Raw genomic sequence first — 24,975 nt, 5'->3', positions numbered from 1 at the left:
CTAAGAATGGCGTTGGATTGCAATATAAGCTAAGCCGATCAATGCATCTTTATAAATTGAATCTTCAATTACATTCAAGGCATCAATCGCTTTTTGTGCTTCTTCTTGGGCTCTTGCATAGGTATATTCAAGGGAACCACAGCGTTTCATGGTTGCCAGAACCGTATCTAACAGGTGGCGCCCATTGCCTTGCTCAATCGCTTGGCGGATCAACGCGGACTCTTCTTCATTACCATTTTGCATAGCGTGAAGTAGGGGAAGTGTAGGCTTACCCTCATCTAAATCATCACCCGTATTTTTCCCCAATTGAGTATTGTCGGCATCATAATCGAGAAGATCGTCAATTAACTGAAAAGCGGTACCAATATAGCGACCATAATCTTGTAGCGCTTTTTCTTGTGCCGGTGTTGCATTCGCTAAAATCGCAGATGCGTGGGCGGCTGCTTCAAAAAGACGTGCAGTTTTACTGTAGATCACTTGCATGTAGCTTTCTTCAGTAATATTGGGATCGTTGCAGTTCATCAACTGTAAAACTTCCCCTTCAGCGATCACATTCGTCGCTTCAGACATCAGTTTTAGCACCCGCATTGAATCGAGATCCGTCATCATCTGGAATGATCGAGTGTAAATAAAATCACCCACGAGGACACTCGCTGCATTACCAAAAACCGCATTTGCAGTTTGTTTTCCACGACGCATATCGGACTCATCAACGACGTCATCATGTAGCAGCGTTGCGGTATGAATGAACTCGATCAATGCAGCAACTTGAGTATGTTTATGACCCGAGTAGCCTAAAGATCGACCTGCAAGCACTGCGATCATCGGCCGGATCCTTTTACCGCCACCACTGACGATGTAATAACCAAGCTGATTAATGAGTGCAACATCCGAATTCAATTGACTGAGGATGGCTTCGTTTACCGCTGACATATCCTCAGTTGTCAGTTCAATGATAGATTCTAAATTCATTGTAATTTATTCATATTATTAGTTTTTGGTTCATTCCCGAAATAAAAAAATGGGAGACCGATAGAACAGTTATCTTTCTAGCATAACATTATTAATTATAAGATTATCAGGTGTGATGCAAAAAATGTTTAAATAAGTAACAATTGAGTGAATAGGCACTAAATCAATGCTCAAAAACGGTTATTGAGAAAAAAGTCGTATTTTTTGTCATCTAACCGCATTATTGGCTTGTGTTCTGATGCTTTTTTGCGTAGAATTCGCGCCCTATTGTGAATATTTTATAGCGTGCTCTGGAATTGAAATATTTAACGGGTACGCGGAAAGCGGAGTTAATATGTACGCGGTTTTCCAAAGTGGTGGTAAACAACACCGAGTTAGCGAAGGTCAAACTGTCCGCCTAGAAAAGCTGGACATCGCAACAGGTGAAACTGTTGAATTTGATCAAGTTCTAATGGTTGCTAATGGCGATGAGATCCAAATCGGTGCTCCTGTCGTTGAAGGCGTTAAAGTGAAAGCGGAAGTGGTTGCACACGGTCGTGGCGAAAAAGTTAAAATCGTCAAGTTCCGTCGTCGTAAACATAGCCGTAAACAACAGGGTCATCGTCAGTGGTTCACTGATGTTAAGATCACTGTCATCGCTTAAGATTTAGGAGAGCAGATTAATGGCACACAAAAAGGCTGGTGGTTCGACTCGTAACGGTCGTGACTCAGAAGCAAAACGTTTAGGTGTTAAACGTTTTGGTGGTGAAGCTGTATTAGCAGGTAGCATCATCGTTCGTCAACGTGGTACTAAGTTCCACGCAGGTAACAACGTAGGTTGTGGCCGTGACCACACTCTGTTCGCATTAGCGGACGGTAAAGTTAAATTTGAAGTTAAAGGTCCAAACAATCGTAAATTTATCAGCATCGAAGCTGAATAAGTTTTCTGACCTTTAATTCAGAATTAAAGCCCTGCAAAAACCTTTTGCGGGGCTTTTTATATTCAGATATTTGATCTTTAATGAACTACACACGTATTAAAGATGCACCATCTCTGAGTAGAACAGCCATCCAGCGTTATGCGGCTCAGAAGCGGAGAGAGAATTATGAAATTTGTAGATGAAGCCAAAATATTGGTCGTGGCAGGAGATGGTGGCAATGGTTGTGTCAGCTTCCGCCGTGAGAAATACATCCCGAAAGGGGGGCCGGACGGTGGTGACGGTGGCGATGGTGGGGACGTTTACTTACAAGCGGACGAAAACCTCAACACGTTAATCGATTACCGTTTTGAAAAATCATTTCGTGCGGAACGTGGTCAAAATGGCCAGAGCCGTGAATGCACGGGCAAGCGTGGTCAAGATATCACAGTGAAAGTGCCTGTAGGAACGCGTGTACGCGACTTAGGGACTAACGAAATACTCTGTGACATGACGCGTCACGAACAACGTCACATGGTCGCTAAGGGCGGTTTCCATGGTCTTGGAAATACCCGTTTTAAATCTTCAGTAAACCGGGCTCCACGTCAACGTACAATGGGGACAAAAGGGGAAACCCGCGAAATACTGTTAGAGTTAATGCTGTTAGCGGATGTGGGCATGCTTGGTATGCCAAATGCGGGTAAATCAACATTTATTCGTTCAGTATCAGCCGCTAAGCCAAAAGTTGCCGATTATCCCTTTACCACTTTAGTCCCAAGCTTGGGCGTTGTGCGTATGGATAACGAACAAAGCTTTGTGGTTGCCGATATTCCAGGGTTGATCGAAGGTGCAGCTGAAGGTGCAGGTCTTGGGATCCAATTCCTGAAACACTTAGAGCGCTGCCGTGTTTTGCTTCACTTAGTTGATATTTGTCCTATCGATGAGTCTGATCCTGTCGAAAATGCGAAGATCATCATTAGTGAGTTAGAGAAATACAGTGAAAAGCTGGCAGCAAAACCACGTTGGTTAGTCTTCAATAAGATTGATATTTTAGGTGAAGAGGCGTCAGCGGAGCGCGCAGCAGAAATTGCCAAAGCGATGGGCTGGGAAGATAAATTTTACATGATTTCAGCGGTTAACCACGAGGGTGTGAAAGCACTGTGTTGGGATATCATGGAGTTTATGAATACTCAACCGCGTGATATGGCAACCACTGAAGATGCACAGCAGCCTGAAAAAGTTGAATTTATGTGGGATGACTACCACAAAGAGCAACTTTCTGGTGCTGATGATATTGATGATGACTGGGATGACGATTGGGATGAAGATGACGACGAAGGTGTCGAAATCATTTACCAAAAATAGTTTATCTTAGAAATGTAAAAAGGCGCGAAAGCGCCTTTTTAATGTCTAAAAGCGATGTGATCAGTTTTTCTGATACAGATCTTTATACAAGCGACTTTCGAACCGTACTAATGGAACTCGACGAGTACGCTGCTGGTTTTGTGGTACCGCATACGCAGAAATAAACTGCACGAAGGCAACTCGCTGCCCACTCGCCGTGGTAATAAAGCCTGCGAGGTTATAGACCCCTTGTAATGCCCCGGTTTTGGCGGAAACTTTACCATTGACTCCTGCCTCATCAAAGCCACCGCGATAACGCAATGTGCCATCATGGCCTGCAAGCGGAAGCATGGAGATAAAATCAAGCTGTTGATCGTTTTTTGCGATAAATTGCAAAACTTCCATCATCGTTGCTGGCGTGATCAAATTATGACGGGACAAACCAGACCCATCAACCATCACGGTATTGCCAAGGTCGATCCCCGCTTTTTGCTTCAGTACTTGCCTTACCGCGTCAGATCCTGACCGCCAAGTTCCTGGAACACCATAATATTCTCGACCAATAGTACGAAAAACGGTATCCGCTATCATATTATCGGATTTTTTTAGCATCACTTTTAGCAAGTCATGAAGTGGCTTAGATTCAGTTTTGACTAATACCTGTGATTGAGGTGCTTGGAATGTACGTTTTTTTACATGGCCTGTTAGCTCAATGCCAGCGGTGGTTAACTCATTTTTGACAATCGCTCCAGAGTAACTCGCTCCGTTTTGTACAGCAAAAGCAAGTGGTAGAGGGTCACTGCGTTGAGTTAAACAACCTGTTAGGGTGTAGCGGTTCAGTTCACCAGGGACGACATCAAGCTCGCAATAGCGTGCTTCTGGGGAGCCTTTAGCTAATGTTTTGACTTCGCTGAACATATTGACAGGATAAAAACTAGCCGCCTTAATGAATGCATAATCTCCTGCTTTTTCAGCGGGGTAAAGAGAAACGGAAAAACAGTTTCGGTCAATAATAGCCGCTGCAGGTGGCGCACTAAAGCATTGGGTCATATCATTCCAAACCCAACCGGGTGCTTTGTCATGGCTAGTAAAAGCAGAAATATCAACGACGAGATCGCCGTCAACTTTATGGATCCCAAGCTGCTTTAATGCATTAGCCATATTGCGAATTTGTTGGCGGGTTAATGTCGGGTCACCACTGAAGCGGATCACTAAATCACCCGTTAGCGTGTTGTTGCTAAGTTTTGCATCAGTTTCAAAATTGGTGACAAAACGGTAGTCTGGCCCCAGTTGTAACAGGGCAGCAAGAGCGGTCACAACCTTTTGCGTACTTGCAGGTAATGCCATTTGCTGCGCATTATAATCAATTAATGGAGTACTACTTCCCACTTTTTGCGCGACCAGAGCAAGGTTAGTGCCATCAGGTAAATATTGTTTGTACTCATCAATAGGAATAGCTAGAGCTTGCGCACTGGCTAAGGTTATTCCTAAAGAGATTATCCATTTTCTGGTTAAAGTTAATAATGACATATATTTCACGCATTAGGGTGGACATATAATACATACTAAAGTGTAATGCCTAAGAAAGTAAACGGTGACCCGTTATTAAGTCTCAGTTAAAATAGCGTACATTATGATAAGATAAATGAGTACATGAGTCTGATTGCGTTTTTTTACTAGAACACCCCCGTTTTACGCAGGTGTTCGGTGTACTGTTGTTACAAAATCAGGAAGATACTTGTTTTTAGATAGGATTGAACCGAGGTATTTATTAATGAAACAGATCCCGATGACGGTACTTGGTGCGGATAAGCTAAGAGAAGAGCTTGAATTCCTTAAATCTGTCCGTCGCCCAGAAATTATTGCATCTATTGCGGAAGCGCGTGAGCACGGTGACTTAAAAGAAAATGCAGAATATCATGCAGCACGTGAGCAACAAGGTTTCTGTGAGGGCCGTATTCAAGAAATTGAAGGTAAACTTTCTCACGCTCAAGTGATCGATGTCACTAAAATGGTCAATAACGGTCGCGTTATCTTTGGCTCAACGGTAACAGTATTGAATGTTGATACTGACGAAGAGCTAACGTATCGTATTGTTGGTGATGATGAAGCCGATATTAAGATCAATCTGATTTCAGTGAACTCACCGATAGCACGCGGCTTAGTAGGCAAAGAAGTTGATGATGCGGTCTCGATTAAAACCCCAGGTGGCGATGTCGAGTTCGAAATTCTTAAAGTTGAGTATATCTGATTCCTATTTGCCTGAATTGGTTATATTATTTCCCTGATTTAAAGAAAAAGGCCGCAGGCGGCCTTTTTCACCATATAAAACATGCTTTCAATGGCATTTTTATATAAATGATGGGGGATTATTTAGGTAAAATGATTTTGCGGTCTGCCGAAGGACGGTAGATAACAAGAATTTTACCGATGATTTGTACATTTACTGCACCAGTTTCGCGAACAATCGCATCAGCGATCAAATTTTTAGTATCGCGGTCTTCGCCTGCGATCTTGACTTTGATAAGCTCATGATGCGCTAATGAGAGTTCAATCTCAGCTAAAACACCTTCGGTTAAACCATTGTTGCCGATCATAACAACAGGGTTTAAGTGGTGAGCGAGACTTTTTAGGTGCTGAATTTGTTTTTTATTAAGATTCATTGATTTTTTGCTTGGTTAGTATTGAAAATGGCTTATTCTACCGCCATCTGATATCTATCACCATCAATTATATCTTTTTGGTGGTAAAGAAGCAGCAAGTTAGGTGAAGTTCTTTTAGTATAGTTGGAAAGCACAATGGCCAATAAAAAACGTTCGGCAAGCTCAAGTCGCTGGTTGCAAGAGCATTTTAGTGATAAATATGTTCAGCAAGCACAAAAAAAAGGGCTACGCTCACGTGCATGGTTTAAGCTGGAGGAAATCCAGCAAGGTGATAAAATTTTTAAACCAGGTATGACCGTTGTTGATTTAGGAGCAGCCCCTGGTGGTTGGTCGCAATACGTTGTTAGCCAAATAGGTCATAATGGGCGGGTTATTGCTTGTGACTTATTGCCGATGGACCCAATCGTTGGTGTTGATTTCCTGCAAGGGGATTTTCGCGATGAAGCCGTTCTCGCCGCTTTGTTAGAACGCGTTGGCGACAAAAAAGTACAGGTGGTCATGTCTGACATGGCGCCAAATATGAGTGGGACACCAGCGGTTGATATTCCTCGCTCTATGTATCTAGTTGAATTAGCATTGGATATGTGCCGTTCTGTATTGGCTCCTGGGGGAAGTTTCATTGTTAAAGTGTTTCAGGGAGAAGGCTTTGACGATTACCTTAGGGATATCCGCTCCCTGTTTACGAAAGTAAAAGTTCGTAAACCTGAATCTTCGCGGGCACGATCGCGTGAAGTATACATTGTAGCGACAGGGCTAAAACTATAGTACCCTGAGCGTTATTTGTTAACACAGTTGTAATATGAGGTTAATCCCTTGAGTGACATGGCGAAAAACCTGATTCTCTGGTTAGTCATCGCAGTTGTTCTGATGTCCTTGTTCCAGAGTTTTGGCCCAAGCGATTCGAATAGTCGCAGAGTTGATTATTCAACGTTTATCAATGAGTTAGCCCAGGATCAGGTACGTGAAGTTCGTATCACCGGTCGTGAACTTAACGTCAGAAAGGCTGATAATAGCCGCTATACAACTTATCTTCCTATGCAGGATGAGAAGCTGTTAGATACTTTGCTGAATAAGCATGTGACGGTTGTTGGTGAACCACCAGAAGAACCTAGCTTACTGACATCTATTTTTATTTCCTGGTTCCCAATGCTTCTGTTGATTGGTGTCTGGATTTTCTTCATGCGCCAGATGCAAGGCGGTGGCGGCAAGGGGGCAATGTCATTTGGCAAAAGTAAAGCCCGCATGCTGACAGAAGATCAGATCAAAACTACATTTGCGGACGTTGCTGGGTGTGATGAAGCCAAAGAAGAAGTGGGCGAAATCGTAGAGTTTCTGCGTGAACCTGCTCGTTTCCAAAAACTTGGTGGTAAAATTCCCAAAGGCGTCCTGATGGTAGGGCCTCCTGGTACAGGTAAAACCTTACTGGCGAAGGCTATCGCAGGTGAAGCTAAAGTCCCATTCTTTACTATTTCCGGTTCAGACTTCGTGGAAATGTTTGTGGGGGTTGGTGCTTCTCGTGTTCGTGATATGTTCGAACAAGCGAAAAAAGCAGCGCCTTGTATCATCTTTATTGATGAGATTGATGCAGTAGGTCGTCAACGTGGTGCAGGTCTTGGTGGTGGTCACGATGAGCGTGAGCAAACACTGAACCAAATGCTGGTTGAGATGGACGGTTTCGAAGGTAATGAGGGGATCATTGTAATCGCAGCAACTAACCGTGCTGACGTACTTGACCCTGCTTTATTACGTCCAGGTCGTTTTGACCGTCAGGTAGTCGTTGGCTTACCAGACGTTCGCGGTCGTGAACAAATTCTGAAAGTGCATATGCGTCGTGTTCCTATCGACCCAAATGTGGATACTTTCATTCTTGCACGCGCAACACCGGGCTTCTCAGGTGCTGAATTGGCGAACTTGGTTAACGAAGCTGCATTATTTGCTGCACGTGCAAATATGCGTGTTGTTTCCATGGTGGAATTCGAAAAAGCGCGTGACAAAATTTGGATGGGTGCAGAGCGTCGCTCTCTGATGATGACCGAAGAACAAAAAGAATCAACGGCTTACCATGAAGGTGGCCATATGATTGTCGGTCATTTAATGCCTGAACATGACCCTGTTCACAAAGTTACCATTGTTCCTCGTGGCCAAGCACTGGGTGTAGCATTCTTTTTACCTGAAGGTGATGAAGTTAGTCGTAGTCGCTTGAAACTTGAAGGTATGATTGCAACAGCCTATGCAGGTCGTATTGCCGAAGAACTGATTTATGGGCGTGATAAAGTCACTACGGGGGCTTCTTCCGATATTCAGTTCGCAACCAATACTGCACGTAACATGGTAACGCAATGGGGCTTCTCAGACCGTTTAGGTCCAATGCAATACTCGAAAGAAGAGGGCCCTGCGTTCTTAGGTCGTTCTTCAGGTAATGGTTCTGGAATTTCTGATGAAACAGCACGTATTGTTGATGAAGAAATTAAGAAGATTTTAGACTACTGTTACCAACTGGCTTACAAAACGTTGGAAGACAATATCGATATTCTACATGCAACGAAAGATGCATTGTTAAAATATGAAACTATCGATATGCCAATGATTGATGATTTAATGAATCGTCGGCCAGTTCGTGAGCCTGCAGGTTGGGATGAAGACAAAAAAGTCAGTAATGTGACCGGTACATTTGGTAAAGGTGCAGCAAACGCAGCTGAAAAACCTCAATCTGAAGAGCCGAAAAACAGTACTGAAGAAGCAAATAAGACAGATAATAGTAATAATGCTGATGAATCAAACCCATCAGACAATAACGACAGCAAGCCACAATAAGCGGTCGTAAATAAAATACGAAGACCCCAGTTCGCTGGGGTTTTTTTCGTTAAGGAAAAATAACAATGCAGATCAAAGCGAGAGGCAGTGTCCTTGACTTATCAACGCCTAAGGTGATGGGGATTTTGAATGTTACTCCTGATTCATTTTCAGATGGTGGCACTCATAATCGTTATCAGGATGCGCTTGAATATGTGGCCAAAATGGTCCAACACGGTGCGGCTATCATTGATATTGGTGGCGAATCAACCCGCCCTGGCGCTGCCGAAGTTTCTGTGAATGAGGAACTTGATAGGGTTATCCCCGTGGTTGAAGCGATAGCGCAACGTTTTGATGTGTGGATTTCAGTCGATACATCTAAAGCACTAGTCATGGCGGAAGCCGCAAATGCAGGCATGCATATCATCAATGATATTCGCTCGCTTCATGAGCCGGATGCACTAGACGTCGCTGCGAAAACAGGTTTACCCGTATGTATTATGCATATGCAAGGTCAGCCAAGGACAATGCAAGAAGCACCGAATTATGAAAATGTGGTGCGTGAAGTAAAAGACTATCTTAACACTGAAATCACCCGATGCGTGACTGCAGGCATAGATAGACAGCAAATTATCCTTGATCCAGGCTTTGGCTTTGGCAAAAACTTGTCGCATAATTACCAGTTATTGGCAAACTTAGAACAATTTCATAATTTCGGACTACCGCTATTGGCAGGGATGTCACGTAAATCTATGATTGGACAATTATTAAATGTTCCACCGCAAGAGCGCCTCGCCGGCAGCCTAACTTGTGCAGTGATTGCTGCGATGCAAGGTGCGCACATCATTCGAGTTCATGATGTCAAAGAAACCGTGCAAGCGATGCAAGTGGTACAGATGACTCTGTCAGAAAAGGAAAAATAAGCGTATGAGCGACCGTAAATATTTTGGTACTGATGGTATTCGTGGCAAAGTGGGTGATAGCCCAATTACCCCTGATTTTGTTTTAAAATTAGGTTGGGCGGCAGGAAAAGTCCTTGCACGTCATGGCTCACGTAAAATTATCATTGGTAAAGATACGCGTATTTCTGGCTATATGTTGGAATCTTCATTAGAAGCGGGCTTAGCAGCAGCAGGTCTATCTGCCTCTTTCACAGGCCCAATGCCAACCCCTGCAGTCGCTTATTTAACACGCACTTTCCGTGCAGAAGCAGGGATTGTGATTTCTGCATCTCATAACCCATATTATGATAATGGGATTAAATTCTTCTCAATTGATGGAACTAAGCTGCCAGATGAAGTGGAAGAAGCCATTGAAGCTGAAATGGAAAAACCGATTACCTGCGTTGAGTCGGCTGAGTTAGGTCGTGCAAACCGTATTGTAGATGCTGCCGGACGTTACATTGAATTCTGCAAAGGCACATTCCCGAACGAACAAAGTTTGGCGAGTTTAAAGATTGTGATTGACTGTGCAAACGGAGCGACGTACCACATCGCACCAAATGTGTTCCGTGAATTAGGGGCTGAAGTCATCACTATTGGTTGCGATCCGAACGGGATCAACATTAATGAAGAATGTGGTGCAACGGATGTTCGTCAACTACAACAAAAAGTATTAGAAGAAAAAGCCCACGTCGGTTTAGCATTTGATGGTGACGGTGACCGCATTATTATGGTCGACCACCTCGGTGAAAAAGTCGATGGTGATCAAATTCTCTTTATTATTGCTCGTGAAGCGCTACGTCAAGGCCAGCTTAAAGGCGGCGTAGTGGGAACATTAATGAGTAATATGGGGTTAGAAATCGCTCTAAAACAGCTAGGAATTCCTTTCGAGCGTGCAAAAGTGGGCGACCGCTATGTGCTCGAAAAATTACAGGAAAAAGGCTGGCGCATGGGGGCTGAAAACTCAGGTCACGTGATTTTATTAGATAAAACGACTACCGGCGACGGTATTGTTGCGGGCTTGCAGGTATTAAGTGCGATGGTACGCAACCATATGAGTTTGCATGACTTATGTAGTGGCATGAAATTATTGCCTCAAGTGTTAGTCAATGTTCGTTTCAAAGGTCAACACGACCCATTACAGAGTGATGGGGTCGTTGCTGCAAACGAAGAGGTTGAAAAACAATTGGCAGGAAAAGGCCGTGTGTTACTAAGAAAATCAGGAACAGAACCGTTAATCCGAGTCATGGTTGAAGGTGAAAACGAAGCTGATGTGACTGCAATGGCAAACCGCATTGCTGATGCTGTAAAAGCAGCTGGCTAAGTTGTTATTGGGGAAGCTGAGCAATATTTTGATGATTTGTTGTTTTTTTCTGCAAATAATCAAATGGAGTTAAAATAGACTTGCTTGTCTGCTCAGCTTTGGTTAGTATTCGCACCTGCTCAATCCCGTAAGAGTGTTTCTTCACGGTCGAAATGAGTAGGTGTGCAGTGATAAAGGTCATAGCATTACGCTATGCACCGCAACTGAATAGGTAACTCAAATGTATGTAGCTCTTTTAATTATATTCTTGCTAGCGGCTATCGGGCTTATTGCTCTGATCATGTTACAGCAAGGTAAAGGTGCTGACATGGGAGCATCATTCGGTGCGGGCGCTTCTGCAACACTGTTTGGTTCATCGGGTTCAGGTAACTTCATGACCCGTATGACTGGGATCTTGGCTGCTGTGTTTTTCATCATCAGTTTAATACTTGGCAACATGACTGCCAACAAGTACGGAACTGGTAGTGGTAGTAAGTGGGAAAACATTAGTGAACCTACTAAAGTCGAGCAACCAACAGACGTTCCGGCGGCACCAGCTACACCAACGAGCGACATTCCTCGTTAAGTGTGAAAGATCCCGAATGAAGGCGACTAATGCCATCATTAAGTAGTAAACTCAGCGATGAGTAAGAAGTTAAAATTTGAGGTTATTGATTAAGTATTGATAACCTCGCCTCAGTGCCGAGGTGGTGAAATTGGTATACACGCTACCTTGAGGTGGTAGTGCCTACAAAACGGGCGTACGGGTTCAAGTCCCGTCCTCGGCACCATTATTTAAGATGGCTTGTGATTTACAGGTTATCTGTGTAGAATATGACACGTTTTCGAACGCGGGATGGAGCAGCTTGGTAGCTCGTCGGGCTCATAACCCGAAGGTCGTCGGTTCAAATCCGGCTCCCGCAACCATTTCTTATTCAACATACCTTGTCAGTATCGTGGTCTATAGTAGTTATCCGGTGTAGTAATCAAGTGTAGTTATCTAATAGCTCTCAAAATTTCTCATCGATTTCTCTAGATTTTACAGGTATAATAAGAATATGGTGAACCCGTGCACTACAGGGTCCAGTTGCATAAAGCCCCGAATTTCGGGGTTTTTTGTTATTTGACAATCGAATTAACTGGGCTTTTATAGCCCTTTTTTTATGTCTGGGGGTGGCCTTGTCCACATTAGAACAGAAATTAACAGAGATGATTTCAGCACCGGTGGAGGCGCTAGGCTTTGAATTTGTTGGCTTAGAGTTTATCCGTGGTCGCACATCGACACTGCGTGTCTTCATCGATAGTGAAGAAGGCATCACTGTTGATGATTGTGCTGATGTCAGCCATCAGGTCAGTGCAGTATTGGACGTTGAAGATCCAATTTCTGTCATTTATAACCTGGAAATCTCGTCACCAGGGCTTGAGCGCCCATTATTCACAATTGCGCATTACGAGCGTTTTATGGGTGAAGAGGTAGCATTGACTTTGCGTATAGCAATGCAGAACCGCCGTAGGTGGCAAGGTATTATTAAGGCCATAGACGGTGAAATGATTACGGTTACTGTAGATGGTAAGGATGAGGTGTTCGCCCTCGGCAACATCCAGAAAGCTAACTTGGTACCCCACTTTTAATAAAGTTCAATGAGGCAACTAGGATGAATAAAGAAATTCTGGCTGTTGTAGAAGCGGTTTCTAACGAAAAATCCCTCCCTCGTGAAAAAATCTTCGAGGCTCTGGAAACTGCATTAGCGACGGCGACTAAAAAGAAATACGAGCAAGAAATTGATGTCCGTGTGGAAATTGACCGTAAATCAGGTGATTTCGACACGTTTCGTCGTTGGTTAATTGTGGAAGAAGTCACAATGCCAACACGTGAAATTACGTTGGAAGCGGCTCAATACGAAGATCCTGCGCTGCAGCTTGGAGAGTATGTCGAAGACCAAATCGAGTCTGTTGTATTTGACCGTATTACCACTCAAACAGCTAAGCAAGTTATCGTGCAAAAAGTGCGCGAAGCAGAACGTGCTATGGTTGTTGACCAATTCCGTGAGCAACAAGGTGAAATTATCACTGCTCAGGTAAAAAAAGTGAACCGTGAAAATATCACGTTAGATTTAGGCAATAATGCGGAAGCGGTTATTCTGCGTGAAGATATGTTGCCACGTGAAAACTTCCGTCCAGGTGACCGTATCCGCGGAGTCCTGTATGATGTTCGTCCTGAAGCACGCGGCGCACAACTTTTTGTTACGCGTTCTCGCCCTGAAATGTTGATTGAATTATTCCGCATTGAAGTGCCAGAAATTGGCGAAGAAATTATTGAAATCAAAGCCGCTGCCCGTGATCCAGGTTCTCGTGCAAAAATCGCAGTAAAAACTAATGACAAGCGTATTGACCCAGTTGGTGCTTGTGTTGGTATGCGTGGCGCACGTGTTCAAGCCGTTTCTAGTGAACTAGGCGGCGAAAGAATTGATATTGTGTTATGGGATGATAACCCAGCTCAGTTCGTTATTAATGCTATGGCTCCGGCTGATGTTGCATCTATTGTCGTCGATGAAGACAAATGTACGATGGATGTTGCCGTAGAAAGTAGTAACTTGGCACAAGCCATTGGGCGTAACGGTCAAAACGTGCGTCTGGCAGCTCAGTTACTGAAAAAACACCGTGGTGATGACAAATGGGAATTAAATGTCATGACCGCAGAAGAGCTCAATGCAAAACATCAGGCAGAAGCACATGCTTCTATTGATACATTCACCAAGCATCTTGATATTGATGAAGAGTTTGCCACTGCACTTGTTGAAGAAGGCTTCTCGACGTTAGAAGAACTGGCTTACGTGCCTATTAATGAACTTCTGGAAATTGATGGTCTTGATGAAGAGACTGTTGAAGTTCTACGTGAAAGAGCGAAAGCGGCCCTCACCACAATAGAATTGGCTCAAAAAGAGAGCCTCGGTGATAATCAGCCAGCAGAAGATTTGTTGAATCTTGAAGGTATGGATCATACTCTTGCCTATAATTTGGCTACACGTGGAATCTGTACACTGGAAGATCTTGCTGAGCAGGGCATCGACGACCTGATTGATATTGAAGGTCTGGATGATGAGAAAGCAGGTACGCTCATCATGGCCGCACGTAATATTTGCTGGTTCGGTAACGATGCGTAAACACTGTAGCAGGAAGGAACGGCATGACAGAAACTGTAAAAACATTGGCAACGGAAATTCAAACCACAGTTGATCGCCTGGTACAGCAATTTGCTGAAGCAGGGATCAAAAAAGGTGAGAATGACTCTGTTAGCCAGTCAGAAAAAGAAGCTTTACTGAGCCATTTAAACCGTGAACAAGGCGGTGCAACGGGTCAGCCAAGCAAATTGACACTACAGCGCAAAACTCGTAGTACGCTGAGTGTCCCCGTCACCGGTGGCAAAAGCAAATCGGTAAATGTCGAAGTCCGCAAAAAACGCACTTATGTGAACCGTGATGCTGAAGAAGCAAAAGCGGAAGAGCAGGCGCAGCGTGAGGCGGAAGAGCAGGCACAGCGCGAAGCTGAAGAACTGGCACAACGTCAAGCAGAAGCTAAACGATTAGCAGAAGAAACAGCTAAACGTGAAGCGGAAGAAAAGGCAAAACGTGAAGCCCAAGAGAAAGCAAAACGTGAAGCAGCAGATAAAGCTACGCGCGAAGCAGCGGAAAGAGAAAAAGTGAAACCAAGCGAAAATCAACAAAAACCAGGCAAAGCTGTAGAAAGTAATGCCGACAAACAACGCCGTGAAGCTGAAGCTGCGGAGCTAAAACGTAAAGCTGAAGAAGAAACTCAGCGCAAAGTTGAAGCAGAAGCGCGTCGCGTAGCTGAAGAAGCACGCAAAATGGCAGAAGAAAACGGTGAAAAGTGGACTGCTGAAACGAAAACTGACGAAGACAGCGATTATCACACCACAACGTCGACGCACGCTCGCGCGGCTGAAGATGAAAGTGATGAGAAAGAAGAAGGCCGTCGTTCACGTAATCGTACTGCAAAAGCACCTCGCCAAAAGAAAGGTAATAAACTTTCTGAAAAGGCAGATCGCGAAGAAGAACGCGCCGCGGGCCGTTCAGGTCGCAGTAAAGGTAAACAACGTAAAGGCAGTTCTTTGCAACAAAGCTTTACTAAGCCAGCTGCAGCGGTTAACCGTGATGTTGTGATTGGTGAAACAATCACGGTTGGTGAACTTGCTAATAAAATGGCAGTAAAAGGTTCTCAAGTCATCAAAACGATGATGAAGATGGGCGCAATGGCGACTATCAACCAAGTGATTGACCAAGAAACTGCACAGCTAGTCGCAGAAGAAATGGGCCATAAAGTGATTCTGCGTCGTGAGAACGAGTTAGAAGAATCAGTAATGAATGACCGTGATACTGGTTCTGCAGCGCAAGAGCCTCGCGCACCAGTTGTCACCATCATGGGTCACGTTGACCACGGTAAAACTTCTTTACTTGACTACATTCGTTCAACGAAAGTGGCGTCAGGTGAAGCGGGCGGTATTACTCAGCACATTGGTGCGTATCACGTCCAAACTGACAAAGGTATGATTACCTTCTTAGATACCCCAGGTCACGCCGCGTTTACTTCCATGCGTGCTCGTGGTGCCCAGGCAACGGATATCGTTGTACTGGTTGTTGCAGCGGACGATGGTGTAATGCCACAAACTATCGAAGCTATCCAGCACGCAAAAGCAGCGGGTGTTCCAATCGTAGTTGCAGTGAATAAAATTGATAAGCCAGAAGCTGACCCAGACCGCGTTAGAAATGAACTGTCTCAGTACGGTGTTATTTCTGAAGAATGGGGCGGTGATACTCAATTTATTGGTGTATCTGCGAAAGTGGGTACAGGTATTGACGATTTACTTGATGCGCTGTTGCTGCAAGCTGAAGTATTAGAACTTAAAGCGGTTTATACCGGTATGGCGAGTGGCGTGGTCGTTGAGTCTTATCTGGATAAAGGTCGTGGCCCAGTTGCGACAATCTTAGTTCAAGAAGGTACACTGAACAAAGGCGATATCGTCCTGTGTGGTTTCGAATACGGTCGTATTCGTGCTATGCGTAATGAATTAGGTAAAGACGTTCAGTCTGCAGGACCTTCAATGCCTGTTGAGATTTTAGGCTTATCTAACGTGCCTTCGGCAGGTGATGAAGCGACCGTTGTACGCGACGAGAAAAAAGCCCGTGAAGTTGCCCTGTATCGTCAAGGCAAATTCCGTGATGTTAAACTCGCTCGTCAGCAGAAATCTAAACTGGAAAACATGTTTGCTAACATGGAAGAAGGTAAAGTTTCTGAGCTGAACATCGTTCTGAAAACCGACGTTCAAGGTACTTGTGAAGCGATTACTGACTCTCTAATGAAGCTGTCGACTGATGAAGTTAAAATTAAAATCATCGGTTCTGGTGTTGGTGGTATCACTGAAACTGACGCAACATTAGCAGCGGCATCGAATGCTATCATTTTAGGATTTAACGTCCGTGCTGATGCTTCTGCACGTCGTGTCATTGAAAGTGAAAGCGTTGACTTACGCTACTACTCTGTTATCTATAGCTTGATTGATGAAATCAAACAAGCGATGAGCGGTATGTTAGCGCCTGAATACAAACAGCAAATCATTGGTCTTGCAGAAGTCCGTGATGTGTTTAAATCACCAAAATTCGGTGCAGTTGCTGGTTGTATGGTTACTGAAGGCACCATCAAACGTAATAACCCAATCCGCGTATTACGTGATAACGTTGTTATCTACGAAGGTGAGTTAGAATCACTGCGTCGCTTCAAAGATGACGTCAGTGAAGTTCGTAACGGTATGGAATGTGGTATCGGCGTTAAGAACTACAACGACGTTCGCGTTGGCGATATGATCGAAGTCTTCGAAGTCATTGAAGTTAAGCGTTCTATCGACGGTTAATTTTGTGAGAACCCACGAAGCATCGTGACTACAAAATAGTGTTAATAAGGGGGCGATTGCCCCCTTTATTGTCAGGAGACATGACGATGGCAAAAGAATTCAGCCGAGCTCAGCGCGTTGCGCAAGAGATGCAAAAAGAAATTGCGATCATTTTACAGCGTGAGATTAAAGATCCGCGCATTGGTATGGCGACTGTTTCAGGTGTCGAGTTATCTCGCGATCTTGCATACGGTAAAGTCTTTGTGACTTTCTTTAATATCGCGAACGATAAAAGCGAAGAAGAGATGGTTGCTGATGGTATCAAAGCATTAAATGAAGCAGCGGGTTTCATTCGTTCATTAATTGGTAAAGCGATGCGCTTACGTATCATTCCTGAGTTAACGTTCGAATATGATAACTCATTAGTCGATGGTATGCGTATGTCTAACTTGGTATCGAATGTCATTCGCCATGACGAAGAGCGTCGTGCTGATACAGATAGTAAAGAGGAAAAATAATGGGGCGTCGTCGTAGCGGCCGTAATATTGACGGTGTAGTGCTGCTGGATAAACCCACGGATATTTCTTCAAATGATGCGCTGCAGAAAGTGCGGCGCTTTTTTAATGCCAACAAAGCTGGGCACACAGGGGCACTTGACCCTCTCGCAACCGGTATGTTGCCTGTTTGTCTCGGCGAAGCGACGAAATTTTCCCAGTTTTTACTCGATTCAGATAAACGTTATCGCGTCATTGCTCGTCTTGGGCAGCGTACTGATACGTCAGATTCACATGGCGAAATTATCAGTGAGCGTAACGTAGAGTTTACACAGCAGCAACTGGATGATGCTTTAGAATTTTTCCGTGGTGATACATTACAAGTTCCTTCAATGTATTCAGCGTTGAAACACCAAGGTCGTCCATTGTATGAATATGCGCGTAAAGGTATTACCGTTGAACGTGAAGCTCGTCCAATTACAGTGTATGAATTACAGTTTATTCGTTTAGAAAATAATGAATTAGAACTGGAAATACACTGCTCTAAAGGCACCTATATTCGTACAATTATCGATGATTTAGGTGAGATGTTAGGCTGTGGTGCGCATGTCATTTACCTGCGTCGAGTGCAAGTGGCTAACTATCCTTATGAGCGAATGGTAACATTGGAGCAACTAGCCGCTTTACGGGCAAAAGTCGATGAGGGTGAAGGTTCTTTTGAGTCCTTGCTTGACGCTTTATTATTGCCAATGGATACCGCAGTTGTTCATTTTCCAGCAGTAAATATTACAGAAGAAACAGCGGCTTATTTCAAACAGGGTCAACCTGTGAGAGCCGCAGTCCAAGCCCTTGAAGAGGGTTGTATGGTACGTGTCACCTGCGGTGAAGCGCAACGATTTATCGGTATTGCTCTTATCAGCGAAGATGGCCGACTTGCACCGAAGCGTTTGGTCGTGGAAAATGAACCGTCCGCATAGTGGCGCTTATTGCTTTGCTGCCTTAAGCAGCGTAGAATAGCGGCGCTTAATCTTGAGATGCTAAATTAGAGATTGGCTCTCATCACTTACATTAATCATTTTGGAGTTTATTATGTCTCTAAGTAATGAAGCGAAAGCTAAAATCGTTGCTGAGTTCGGCCGCGGTGAAAATGACACTGGTTCAAGCGAAGTTCAAATCGCTCTGCTGACTGCACAAATCAACCACCTGCAAAGCCACTTTGCAGAGCACAAAAAAGATCACCACAGCCGTCGTGGTCTGCTGCGTATGGTTGCTCAGCGTCGTCGCTTACAAGCTTACTTGAAAGGTAAAGATATCGCGCGCTACACTGCTCTTATCGAGCGTTTAGGTCTGCGTCGCTAATCTTGTCAGTTTCAGAGGAAAGGGGCCAATTGGCCCCTTTTCTTCTAAAAGTTATTTTGAAAGTTGAAGTAATACTCGAATTATACTTAACTTAAATGCTAAGCTGTAAATCGTAGTAAGTTGTTTTTATTTATGCCTCTTCACTACATCCGATTCGCGCGGCTAATGAGAGAATTGATTACAGGAATATCAGTATTCTCATTAGTCGCGAGGCTGTAGTAGGAAGAGTAAGCCAATGCTCCCTGAGAATCTCAAGGGGCCTTACAAAAAGGGTAATATAGTGTTAAATCCTATTGTTCGTAAATTCCAATATGGTCAACATACTGTTTCGATTGAAACAGGTATGATTGCACGCCAAGCATCTGCAGCTGTTATGGTTAACATGGATGACACTGCAGTATTTGTTACTGCGGTTGCACAGAAAAAAGTGAAAGAAGGCCAAGACTTCTTCCCTTTAACGGTTAACTATCAAGAACGTACATATGCAGCAGGCCGCATCCCAGGCAGTTTCTTCCGTCGTGAAGGTCGTCCTGGTGAAGGCGAAACATTAATCGCACGTTTGATTGACCGTCCTCTACGTCCTCTGTTCCCAGAAGGTTTTTACAACGAAATTCAAATCATTGCTACCGTTGTCTCTGTTAACCCACAAGTTAACCCTGATATCGTTGCGATGATCGGCGCATCTGCGGTATTAGCGCTGTCTGGTGTTCCATTCAATGGCCCAATTGGGGCAGCTCGTGTTGGTTTTATCAATGACCAATATGTTCTGAACCCAACAGCAGACGAACTGAAAAACAGCCGTTTAGATTTAGTGGTTGCAGGTACTGATAACGCAGTATTAATGGTTGAATCTGAAGCTGATTTGTTAAGTGAAGAACAAATGTTAGGTGCGGTGGTATTTGGCCACGATCAACAGCAAATTGTTATTCAGAATATCAATGAGTTAGTGAAAGAAGCCGGTAAAGAGAAATGGGATTGGCAGCCAGAGCCAGTTAATCAAGCTCTGAATGACCGTGTCGCGGCATTAGCTGAAAGCCGTATGGGTGATGCCTACCGCATTACTGAGAAACAAGAACGTTACGCACAAGTTGACTTAATCAAAGAAGAAGTCACTGCGGTATTAGTTGCTGAAGATGAAAACGTTGATGTTTCTGAAGTGGCTGATATTTTAGCTAACTTAGAAAAACAAGTGGTTCGTAGCCGTGTTATTCGTGGTGAGCCACGTATTGATGGCCGCGAAAAAGATATGGTCCGTGCACTGGATGTACGTACTGGTGTTCTGCCTCGTACTCACGGTTCTGCGTTGTTCACTCGTGGTGAAACTCAGGCGTTAGTGACCGCAACATTAGGTACAGAGCGTGATGCACAGGTTATCGACCAATTAATGGGCGAGTACACTGACCGTTTCTTGTTCCACTATAACTTCCCTCCATACTCTGTCGGTGAAACTGGCATGGTTGGCTCACCAAAACGTCGTGAAATCGGCCATGGCCGTTTAGCGAAACGCGGTGTGTTAGCGGTTATGCCTGACCACGCAGATTTCCCATACACAGTACGTGTGGTGTCTGAGATTACTGAATCTAACGGTTCATCTTCAATGGCGTCTGTTTGTGGTGCGTCATTAGCACTGATGGATGCAGGTGTACCAATTAAAGCTGCGGTTGCGGGTATCGCAATGGGCTTGGTAAAAGAAGGCAACGACTTCGTTGTTCTGTCCGATATCTTAGGTGATGAAGACCACTTAGGTGATATGGACTTTAAAGTAGCGGGTAGCCGTGAAGGTATCAGCGCACTGCAAATGGATATCAAAATCGAAGGTATCACTAGCGAGATCATGCAAGTTGCATTAAACCAAGCAAAAGGTGCGCGTTTGCACATTCTTGGTACGATGGAACAAGCAATCAATGGTCCACGTGAAGAAATCTCTGAATTTGCTCCACGTATTTACACTATCCGCATCAACCCAGACAAAATCAAAGATGTCATCGGTAAAGGTGGTTCTGTGATCCGTGCGTTAACGGAAGAAACAGGCACAACAATCGAAATCGAAGATGACGGTACTGTGAAGATTGCAGCAACGGATGGCATAAAAGCGAAAGAAGCGATTCGTCGTATTGAAGACATTACTGCAGAAGTTGAAGTAGGCCGCATTTACCCAGGTAAAGTCACTCGTATCGTCGACTTTGGTGCATTTGTTGCTATCGGTGGTGGCAAAGAAGGTCTGGTTCATATTTCTCAAATCGCGGACAAACGTGTTGAGAAAGTGACTGATTACCTGCAAATGGGTCAAGAAGTTCCTGTTAAAGTCTTGGAAATCGACCGTCAAGGCCGTATCCGTCTTAGCATGAAAGAAGCGGTAGCAACTGAAGAGCCAGCAGCGCAACCGCAGGACTCAGCAGAGTAAGCTGACCTAACAGCGCTCTATTAAGTTAGGGCGCTATCAGCCTAAATTTGCTGAAACCATAATTTGTAAAGCGTGGTAATGTAAGGGCGGAGTATGTTGAACAGTATCTGTCTTCGGGTGAGAGATTATCGCACGTTACCGCGTGTGCTCTTGGCGCTTATCTTTTTTGTTATTATTGGATGTAGTAGCAAAGATTGGCGAAAGAACGAGGTATTTGCCGTTCCACTTCAACCTTCATTGCAACAAGAAGTGATACTGGCTCGTATGGAACAAATCCTTGCGAGCCGGTCTTTAACCGATGATGAATACGCACAGCTTTTATATGAGCGCGGTGTGTTGTATGATAGTCTAGGTTTAAGGGCACTGGCGCGTAATGATTTTTCAACTGCGTTAGCCATTCGTCCTGATATTCCTGAAGTTTTTAATTTTTTAGGAATATATTTTACGCAGGCAGGGAATTATGATGCTGCCTATGAAGCGTTTGATTCTGTTTTAGAGCTTGATCCAACTTACAATTTCGCGCGAATGAACCGTGGCATCGCATTATATTACGGTGAACGGTACAAACTAGCGCAGGATGATCTGCTGGCGTATTATCAGATAGATCCAAATGATCCTTTTCGTACTCTGTGGCTTTATCTCGTAGAGAAAGACATAGACCCGCGTATGGCGCAAGATAATCTTGCCGCCCGCTACAACCAAGCGGAGAAAGGGCAATGGGGCTGGAATATCGTAGAATTCTATCTTGGCAATATCAGTGAAACGACATTGATGGAGCGTTTGAAAGAAACATCTACGGATAACACTTCGCTCGCTGAGCATCTCAGTGAAACTAACTTCTATTTAGGTAAGCATTACCTAAGTCTGGGGGATAAGAATAGCGCAGCTGCGTTATTCAAACTGACGGTGGCTAACAACGCTCACAGCTTTGTTGAACACCGCTATGCATTGTTGGAATTGGCGCTGTTAGGCCAAGAACAAGACGACCTTTTAGAATCGGGCCAGCAATAGCTGACGAACATTTCACAATATTTTTTTAAGTCATCATCCTTAGGGGTGACGGCCTATTTGTTCGTTTAATAAACACAATTTGAGCCAGTTCACATTTTAAATGAAAATGACCGAAATGATTTTCCCATGGTTATGTAAACTGGCTGCCATTAAGTATGAGGCACCTTTACATGACTACTGAGACCGATATTTCTTTTGCTGAGTTAGGTTTATCAGCATCTATTTTGACAGCACTAAATGACCTGGGATACGAAAAACCATCTCCAATCCAGCAACAATGTATTCCATTGTTAATGGATGGCAATGATGTTTTAGGTATGGCACAAACGGGTAGCGGTAAAACGGCTGCATTCAGTTTGCCATTGCTGCATAACATCGACCCAGATTTAAAAGCTCCGCAAATTTTAGTACTGGCACCAACTCGTGAGTTGGCTGTTCAGGTAGCGGAAGCAATGAGCGATTTCTCTAAACATATGAACCGCGTTAACGTTGTTGCCCTGTATGGTGGTCAACGTTATGACGTACAATTACGTGCACTGCGCCAAGGGCCACAAATTGTTGTGGGTACACCGGGTCGCCTCCTTGATCACTTAAAACGTGGCACGTTAGATCTTTCTAAATTAAAAGGCTTAGTTTTAGACGAAGCTGATGAAATGCTGCGTATGGGCTTCATTGAAGATGTTGAAAACATCATGAGCCAAATTCCAGCTGAGCACCAAACTGCGCTGTTCTCTGCAACAATGCCTGAGCCAATTCGTCGTATTACACGTCGTTTTATGAAAGACCCGAAAGAAATTCGTATTCAGGCTAGCATTACCACTCGTCCAGACATTGCTCAGAGCTATTGGACAGTGTATGGCATGCGCAAAAACGAAGCATTAGTGCGTTTCTTAGAAGCTGAAGACTTCGATGCCGCGATTATTTTCGTACGTACCAAAAATGCAACATTAGAAGTGGCTGAAACGTTAGAACGCAATGGCTACAACAGTGCGGCACTGAATGGTGACATGAACCAAGCACTGCGTGAGCAAACTTTAGAGCGCTTAAAAGATGGTCGTTTAGATATTTTGATCGCAACTGACGTTGCAGCGCGTGGCCTGGACGTTGAGCGTATTAGTCTAGTTGTTAACTATGACATCCCAATGGATGCTGAGTCTTACGTTCACCGTATTGGGCGTACAGGCCGCGCAGGCCGTGCAGGTCGTGCGTTACTGTTCGTTGAGAACCGTGAACGTCGTCTGCTGCGTAACGTTGAACGCACGATGAAACTGACTATCCCTGAAGTTGAATTGCCAGATGCAGATCTGCTGAGCCAACGTCGTCAGGCGAAATTCGCTGAGAAAATTCAGCAGCAGTTAGAAAGCAGCGATTTAGACCAATATCGTTCACTGTTAGCGAAAATGTCTCCATCAGAAGATGTGGATATGGAGACTTTAGCCGCAGCATTACTGAAAATGGCACAAGGTGAACGTGCTCTGATCCTGCCACCAGATGCGCCACGTCGTCCACGTCGTGAATTTAATGATCGCGATGATCGCCGTGGTGATCGCCGCAACAGCAACGGCAATGGTTTTGACCGTGCAGAACGTGGTGAGCGTGGCGGACGTCGTGAGCGTCGTGATGTGGGTGATATGGAAATGTACCGTATTGAAGTTGGCCGTGATGATGGTGTGGAAGTTCGTCACATTGTTGGTGCGATTGCTAATGAAGCGGATATCAGTAGCCGTTATATCGGTAATATCAAATTGTACGGAACACATTCGACAATTGAATTACCAAAAGGCATGCCAACTGACGTGTTAACGCATTTAAGTCGCGCACGCATTTTGAATAAACCAACTCAAATGCAGCTGATCGGTGATGCACAACCGTTCGAACGTCGCGGCGGGGGTGAGCGTCGTGGTGGTGGTCGTCGTGGCGGCGGTGAACGTCGTGGCGGTGGTAACCGTGACCGTGGTAACTCTGCACCACGCCAAGATGGCACTAATGCAGCACCTCGTCGTCGTAGCAGCAGCCATAACGCGTAATTGCTAGGTTTTAGGGAAGTTATTCCCTAATAAAATGAAAACCCGCATTTCTTGGAAATGCGGGTTTTTTGTTGTTTTAAAAATGAGCAATATATATTGTCTTCAAAAATGGCACTTGCTACTATAGTAATAGGTACTACATGGAGAGTAGTTGTGGCGTTCTATAAAATTTCCTCATTTAAGCGAAGCACCAAAAAAATTAAGATAATGGATAAACACTTGCTTAAGGCTGCAAATGAAGTCTTAGCGGGGGTTTATGAAGCAGACTTAGGAAGTGGTGTAATTAAAAAAAGGATTGCCATTAATGGAAAAGGGAAAAGTGGTGGGGTCAGGGTTATTATATTCTTCAAAGTTAGCCATCATCTCTTTTTTGCCGATGGTTGGGAGAAATGCAATATAGCTGCTAAAGGAGTAAAAGAAATTGAAGATGATGAACTAGATGCGTATAAGAATTTATCTCGACTTTTTCTTAATTATACGGATGATAAAATTGCTGATTTAGTTTTACATAATATTTTGGAGGAGCTTACTGATGAGCAATAAACTAGAAAACATGCTTGAGCTAGCGAAAGAGTTACATCAGGTTGATGCTGCACCAAAAAGTTTAGTTACTGATTTAGAACAGAAGGTTGGAAATCGTAAAATAAATAATAAAATCAAGGTAGTACCTATGATGAGCGGTGCGCAAATCAAACAACTCCGTGCTCAATATGGAATGTCACAAGCCATGTTAGCTTTAGCGCTGGGCATGTCTAAGGAAAGCGTATCTAAGTGGGAAAGAGAAGAAAAAAAACCCAGTGGCCCAGCTCTAAGAATGCTACATCTTATAGAGCAGCGAGGGCCAGAGATTTTAATTATTTAAC

The 24,975-nt window shown here is 44.2% G+C and carries 23 protein-coding genes and 2 tRNA genes; 22 read left to right on the top strand and 3 right to left on the bottom strand.

Going from position 1 to position 24,975, the window contains the following annotated elements; translation table 11 throughout:
• Positions 1-972, bottom strand: coding sequence for an octaprenyl diphosphate synthase (gene ispB, locus M0M83_RS18815; RefSeq protein ID WP_248467176.1), 972 nt, complete (start codon positions 970-972; stop codon positions 1-3).
• A gap of 334 nt (positions 973-1,306) precedes the next feature.
• On the opposite strand from ispB, the gene rplU reads away from it, so the two are divergent.
• The 3 genes from rplU (at position 1,307) to cgtA (ending at position 3,233) form a co-directional block, all read left to right on the top strand.
• On the top strand, positions 1,307-1,615 hold the full coding sequence (gene rplU, locus M0M83_RS18810) for a 50S ribosomal protein L21 (RefSeq protein WP_004905925.1): 309 nt from the start codon (positions 1,307-1,309) through the stop codon (positions 1,613-1,615).
• A gap of 19 nt (positions 1,616-1,634) precedes the next feature.
• A complete protein-coding gene (rpmA, locus tag M0M83_RS18805) occupies positions 1,635-1,892 on the top strand; it encodes a 50S ribosomal protein L27 (RefSeq protein WP_004905922.1) in 258 nt (85 codons plus the stop codon).
• A 165-nt stretch (positions 1,893-2,057) separates the two neighbouring features.
• Positions 2,058-3,233, top strand: coding sequence for an Obg family GTPase CgtA (gene cgtA, locus M0M83_RS18800; RefSeq protein ID WP_125890680.1), 1,176 nt, complete (start codon positions 2,058-2,060; stop codon positions 3,231-3,233).
• Between the two features lie 60 nt (positions 3,234-3,293).
• Here cgtA and dacB read toward each other — a convergent pair whose 3' ends face one another.
• Entirely contained in the window at positions 3,294-4,742 is a 1,449-nt protein-coding gene (gene dacB / locus M0M83_RS18795) for a serine-type D-Ala-D-Ala carboxypeptidase (protein ID WP_248467174.1), read from the bottom strand.
• A 244-nt stretch (positions 4,743-4,986) separates the two neighbouring features.
• Here dacB and greA point away from each other — a divergent pair, with 244 nt between their 5' ends.
• Positions 4,987-5,463 (top strand): transcription elongation factor GreA, encoded by a 477-nt coding sequence (greA, locus tag M0M83_RS18790; RefSeq protein ID WP_125890678.1) that lies wholly within the window; start codon positions 4,987-4,989, stop codon positions 5,461-5,463.
• Positions 5,464-5,581: 118 nt separating this feature from the next.
• On the opposite strand, the gene yhbY is transcribed toward greA, so the two are convergent.
• On the bottom strand, positions 5,582-5,875 hold the full coding sequence (gene yhbY, locus M0M83_RS18785) for a ribosome assembly RNA-binding protein YhbY (protein ID WP_004905914.1): 294 nt from the start codon (positions 5,873-5,875) through the stop codon (positions 5,582-5,584).
• A 135-nt stretch (positions 5,876-6,010) separates the two neighbouring features.
• Here yhbY and rlmE point away from each other — a divergent pair, with 135 nt between their 5' ends.
• The 18 genes from rlmE (at position 6,011) to M0M83_RS18695 (ending at position 24,974) form a co-directional block, all read left to right on the top strand.
• On the top strand, positions 6,011-6,640 hold the full coding sequence (gene rlmE, locus M0M83_RS18780) for a 23S rRNA (uridine(2552)-2'-O)-methyltransferase RlmE (protein ID WP_102138213.1): 630 nt from the start codon (positions 6,011-6,013) through the stop codon (positions 6,638-6,640).
• Positions 6,641-6,697: 57 nt separating this feature from the next.
• Positions 6,698-8,689 carry an ATP-dependent zinc metalloprotease FtsH gene (ftsH, locus tag M0M83_RS18775; RefSeq protein ID WP_125890728.1) on the top strand — a complete coding sequence of 664 codons (1,992 nt, stop codon included), beginning with the start codon at positions 6,698-6,700 and terminating at the stop codon, positions 8,687-8,689.
• Between the two features lie 65 nt (positions 8,690-8,754).
• Positions 8,755-9,591: a dihydropteroate synthase gene (gene folP / locus M0M83_RS18770; protein WP_248467173.1), complete on the top strand. Its 837-nt coding sequence runs from the start codon at positions 8,755-8,757 to the stop codon at positions 9,589-9,591.
• Between the two features lie 4 nt (positions 9,592-9,595).
• Complete coding sequence (glmM, locus tag M0M83_RS18765; RefSeq protein ID WP_125890676.1) at positions 9,596-10,933, top strand: phosphoglucosamine mutase; 1,338 nt, start codon at positions 9,596-9,598, stop codon at positions 10,931-10,933.
• Between the two features lie 220 nt (positions 10,934-11,153).
• Positions 11,154-11,498, top strand: a complete 345-nt coding sequence (gene secG, locus M0M83_RS18760) for a preprotein translocase subunit SecG (protein WP_125890675.1) — start codon at positions 11,154-11,156, stop codon at positions 11,496-11,498.
• Positions 11,499-11,613: 115 nt separating this feature from the next.
• Positions 11,614-11,703, top strand: a tRNA-Leu gene (locus tag M0M83_RS18755).
• Positions 11,704-11,762: 59 nt separating this feature from the next.
• A tRNA-Met gene (locus M0M83_RS18750) sits at positions 11,763-11,839 on the top strand.
• Between the two features lie 252 nt (positions 11,840-12,091).
• The gene (gene rimP / locus M0M83_RS18745) at positions 12,092-12,544 is read left to right on the top strand and encodes a ribosome maturation factor RimP (RefSeq protein ID WP_125890674.1); all 453 of its coding nucleotides are present in this window, start codon (positions 12,092-12,094) and stop codon (positions 12,542-12,544) included.
• Positions 12,545-12,567: 23 nt separating this feature from the next.
• Positions 12,568-14,076, top strand: a complete 1,509-nt coding sequence (gene nusA, locus M0M83_RS18740; RefSeq protein WP_125890673.1) for a transcription termination factor NusA — start codon at positions 12,568-12,570, stop codon at positions 14,074-14,076.
• Between the two features lie 23 nt (positions 14,077-14,099).
• Positions 14,100-16,838, top strand: a complete 2,739-nt coding sequence (infB, locus tag M0M83_RS18735) for a translation initiation factor IF-2 (protein WP_125890672.1) — start codon at positions 14,100-14,102, stop codon at positions 16,836-16,838.
• A gap of 86 nt (positions 16,839-16,924) precedes the next feature.
• Positions 16,925-17,335 carry a 30S ribosome-binding factor RbfA gene (rbfA, locus tag M0M83_RS18730; RefSeq protein ID WP_125890671.1) on the top strand — a complete coding sequence of 137 codons (411 nt, stop codon included), beginning with the start codon at positions 16,925-16,927 and terminating at the stop codon, positions 17,333-17,335.
• Entirely contained in the window at positions 17,335-18,288 is a 954-nt protein-coding gene (truB, locus tag M0M83_RS18725; protein WP_125890670.1) for a tRNA pseudouridine(55) synthase TruB, read from the top strand. Before rbfA ends, truB begins: the two co-directional genes overlap by 1 nt.
• A 112-nt stretch (positions 18,289-18,400) precedes the next feature.
• Positions 18,401-18,670 carry a 30S ribosomal protein S15 gene (rpsO, locus tag M0M83_RS18720; protein WP_004905890.1) on the top strand — a complete coding sequence of 90 codons (270 nt, stop codon included), beginning with the start codon at positions 18,401-18,403 and terminating at the stop codon, positions 18,668-18,670.
• Positions 18,671-18,950: 280 nt separating this feature from the next.
• Entirely contained in the window at positions 18,951-21,074 is a 2,124-nt protein-coding gene (gene pnp, locus M0M83_RS18715) for a polyribonucleotide nucleotidyltransferase (protein WP_125890669.1), read from the top strand.
• 144 nt (positions 21,075-21,218) lie between these two features.
• Entirely contained in the window at positions 21,219-22,085 is an 867-nt protein-coding gene (nlpI, locus tag M0M83_RS18710; RefSeq protein ID WP_125890727.1) for a lipoprotein NlpI, read from the top strand.
• 170 nt (positions 22,086-22,255) lie between these two features.
• On the top strand, positions 22,256-24,112 hold the full coding sequence (locus M0M83_RS18705; protein ID WP_248467171.1) for a DEAD/DEAH family ATP-dependent RNA helicase: 1,857 nt from the start codon (positions 22,256-22,258) through the stop codon (positions 24,110-24,112).
• Positions 24,113-24,220: 108 nt separating this feature from the next.
• The gene (locus M0M83_RS18700; RefSeq protein WP_096864327.1) at positions 24,221-24,655 is read left to right on the top strand and encodes a type II toxin-antitoxin system RelE/ParE family toxin; all 435 of its coding nucleotides are present in this window, start codon (positions 24,221-24,223) and stop codon (positions 24,653-24,655) included.
• Positions 24,645-24,974, top strand: coding sequence for a helix-turn-helix domain-containing protein (locus M0M83_RS18695; RefSeq protein ID WP_004905885.1), 330 nt, complete (start codon positions 24,645-24,647; stop codon positions 24,972-24,974). Before M0M83_RS18700 ends, M0M83_RS18695 begins: the two co-directional genes overlap by 11 nt.
• Position 24,975 lies beyond the last annotated feature (1 nt).

It is taken from the genome of Providencia rettgeri (genome assembly GCF_023205015.1).
Lineage (GTDB): Bacteria > Pseudomonadota > Gammaproteobacteria > Enterobacterales > Enterobacteriaceae > Providencia > Providencia rettgeri_E.
This window is presented reverse-complemented; position numbering and strand designations above follow the sequence as displayed.